Source organism: Micrococcus sp. Mcc89 (genome assembly GCF_024519795.1).
In the GTDB taxonomy this organism is placed as follows: Bacteria; Actinomycetota; Actinomycetes; order Actinomycetales; family Micrococcaceae; genus Micrococcus; species Micrococcus luteus.
The window spans coordinates 1-1493 of the sequence record NZ_JALJRI010000118.1; the positions used below are offsets into that span (position 1 = coordinate 1).

1 protein-coding gene is annotated in these 1493 nt (G+C 73.7%); it reads right to left on the reverse strand.

Annotated elements, in window-relative coordinates:
• Positions 1 to 140: 140 nt before the first annotated feature.
• On the reverse strand, positions 141 to 1271 hold the full coding sequence (locus tag NR072_RS11405) for an oxidoreductase (protein WP_061867752.1): 1131 nt from the start codon (positions 1269 to 1271) through the stop codon (positions 141 to 143).
• Between the last annotated feature and the right edge of the window lie 222 nt (positions 1272 to 1493).

A 1493-nucleotide genomic window follows, 5' to 3' on the forward strand; every position in this document is an offset into this window, starting at 1 on the left:
CGCGTCTGCATGGCATGCAGAAGGTCAGGGGTTCGAATCCCCTTACCTCCACCAGTCAGAAGGCCCGGTCCATACGGACCGGGCCTTCGTCGTCGTCGGGTTCCTGTGCGGGCCCGGGCGGCGACCGCCGCCCTGCGACATCACCGCGCTGCGGCACTGCGGTGATGTCGCTCCGCCGCGGTCGGTGCGGGGGACACGCCGGGGTACGCGGCGCGCTCCACCGCCGTGAGTGCGGGTTCCACCGCACGGCCCTCCCGCGCCGAGACGACGGCGGCCTCGAGCACCGCCATCACGGCGACGGCCTGGTCGGGGGTGGCGGCGTCGCTGCTCGGGCGGCCCAGGATCGCGTCGCGCACGCCCGCGTAGGACCGCTGCTGGGCTCCGGTGGGTGCGGGGACGCGCTCGGTGTTCCCCTCCCCGTCGTGCAGGAGGATCGGGTCGGGGTCGACGCCCCAGCCCTCGGCGCCGGGGAGCAGGCCCGCGCGCAGCTGAGCCTCCTGCTGATCCGGCAGTTCCTTCACCGCGGAGCCGCGCGTGCCGTGGACCGCGAAGCGCGGGCTGCCGCCGGCCACGAGCATCGATGCCTGCAGGACCACGCGCCGGCCCGGGTACTGCAGCACGCAGTGCGCCCAGTCTTCGACCGGGGCACCCGGACGCAGGGCCGCGAGGTCGGCGTCCACGCGTTCGGGGACGCCGAAGAGCAGGAGGGCCTGGTCGACCAGGTGCGGGCCGAGGTCGAACCAGATGCCGCCCCCGGGCACCGCGGCTTCCCGCCAGCGGTCCCGGACGGTCGGACGGAAGCGGTCGATCCGGGACTCGAGGTGGACGACGTTCCCGAGCCGGCCGGAGCGGACGAGCTCGGCGATGCCCAGGAAGTCGCTGTCGAAGCGGCGGTTCTGGAACACCCGCAGCACCCGTCCCGTCTCGGCCACGAGGTCGCGCAGCTCTCGCGCCTCGGCGAGACTCAGCGTGAAGGGCTTGTCCACCACCACGTGCCTGCCCGCCCTGAGGGCGGCGCGCGCGAGCGGCGTGTGCTGGTCGTTCGGGGCGGCGATCACCACGAGCTCCACGTCCTGGCGCGCCAGGAGCGCGTCCATGTCGGGCACCACGACGGCGTCCGGCAGGTCCGCGCGCACCGCGTCCGGGCGGCTGGAAGCGACATGGGTGAGAGCGAGTCCCTCCGTGGCGTGGAGCAGGGGGACGTGGAACGTCTTCCCGGCGAACCCGTAGCCGATCAGCGCGGTGCGGATCGGTGCGTCGGTGGGGGACATGCAGGACCTCCTGGGCTGGCGGCGGGCATGGGGGCGTCTCCTGCACGCTAGGCCGTGGGGCCGCGGCGGTCCACCGACGCCGCCCGGCAGGTTTGCACGGTTGCCGCAGGCCGGGTATTCTATTCAGGTGCTCCGGCCGGTCCGCCGGAAACGGGGGCATCACCCACCTGGGGGTATGGCGCAGTTGGTAGCGCGTCTGCATGGCATGCAGAAGGTCAGGGG